Raw genomic sequence first — 1,566 nt, 5'->3', positions numbered from 1 at the left:
GCTTTGAGCAGGTCGATGTTCGCCCTTCCATACATCTGGCGTTTGAGCGTTTTGAGGCGGTTAATCTGCCCTTCAGTCTGCCCGTTCGACCATGGTTCCCGAAGCGCCGCGGCGACCGCTGCCTGATCTCGCCGCAGCCCGCGGGCAAAGGCACCGAGCAGCCCGTCTTCCGCTTCATTCAGCCATCCTTCCAGCGCGCCTTCGCGAGCATTGCGTACCATGTCCGTAAACCGGTCGGTCAGCCTTCGGGCTGTGGCGAGAGCAGGCAGCGAAGCTTCGATCCTTGCGACCTGGATGGCATCCGCCTTGCACAGATGATCCCGGCCCAGGGTCAGGAGGCGGGCAATCTTGCGCGCGGGCGGCGATTTTTCTGCTCCCGATGGCGCGGCCCGCCCGGCACGGCGCTGGCGCGTGGCCCATTCCCCGACGACGCGGAGGCTGCCCTGGAAACCATCGGCCCGCAGCCGGCGCCAGATTTCGGCGCCGTTCCGGCAGCCGCCCGCCCATTCCCGCTCCAGCCGCGGCAGCCAAGGAGTCAGACTGCTCTCACGGATGCGGAAAACATCCTCGCGTTCCCCGCGCAAAATCTGGCGGACGAGCTGGCGGCTGAGCCCTGTCTGGCGAACGATCCGCCGGATCGGTACGCCATCATCAGCCATCTGGCGAACCATCCGGTTGGTTTGCTGGCGGCGCAGATAGCCTTCGTATTGCAGCTTTTCAGCGGCTGTCAGCAGCTTTGGGTCCAGTGTCTTTGCTCCGATCGCTTTGCGGATGGCAGGCATGTTACGCTGCACAGCGGCCAGGAAAGCTGTGCTCACGTTTTCTAACAGGTGCCAGCGGTCGGCAACCTGAACCGCTTTTGGCAAGGCCCGAGAGACGGCACCTCCATAGCCTCCGTTGCGGTCGCGGGCGACGACCTCAATCCCTGGACGGGCCCGCAGCCAGGCCTCGACCGTGGCCGGTTCCCGGTCCGGAAGGAGATCAATGACCCGGCGCCGCTCCAGATCGCAGATCAAAGTGCCGTATCGCTGCCCCTTTCGCCAAGCCCAATCGTCGATACCTATAACGCGGAGATCACTGTTTGAGGCCTCAGCCGTGTCCCGGATGCTGCGGAGGAAAGTATCCTTGCTGACCGGCAGCAGGAGCCGTGCGGCGAGCGCCTGTGCCGGACGCCCGCCGAGTGCCAGGCCGAGGTGCCGGACCAGTCCTTGCAGACGGGAGGTGCGCCGCGCATGTGGCCGGGTCACGTCCGCCGGAAACCGCTCGGCAAATATCTTGGCTGGGCAATGCAGAGCACGGCAGCGAAAGCGGCGAACCAGCAGGACCAGTTCCACCTTCCGGCCATGCGCAGGAAGATCGGCAGGCCGTCGGCGGTACCTGCTGTGAACATGGCGTGAAGCCGTGCCGCAGCGCGGGCACGCCGCCGTGGCTTTGGCGGAACGCGAGTGGATCCGGACCGTGTTCCCAACAAGCTCAACCTGGTCGGCCTTGAGACCTGCTGGCAGGAAATCCCGCCGTGAAAACTGTGACGCCATCGGCAACCTCCTCCAAAACCTGCCAATATAT

General features: G+C 64.8%; 1 protein-coding gene. It reads right to left on the bottom strand.

The features are described 5' to 3' along the window. Positions 1 to 1,535 (bottom strand): ISL3 family transposase (locus ACTRWG_RS22725; protein WP_462829986.1); only part of this gene is annotated, 1,535 nt, incomplete at its 3' end. Between the last annotated feature and the right edge of the window lie 31 nt (positions 1,536 to 1,566).

It is taken from the genome of Leisingera sp. G5_S3_59_S7 (assembly GCF_054968485.1).
The sequence above is the reverse complement of the archived record's forward strand: the minus strand, read 5'-3'. Positions and strand labels throughout refer to the sequence as shown.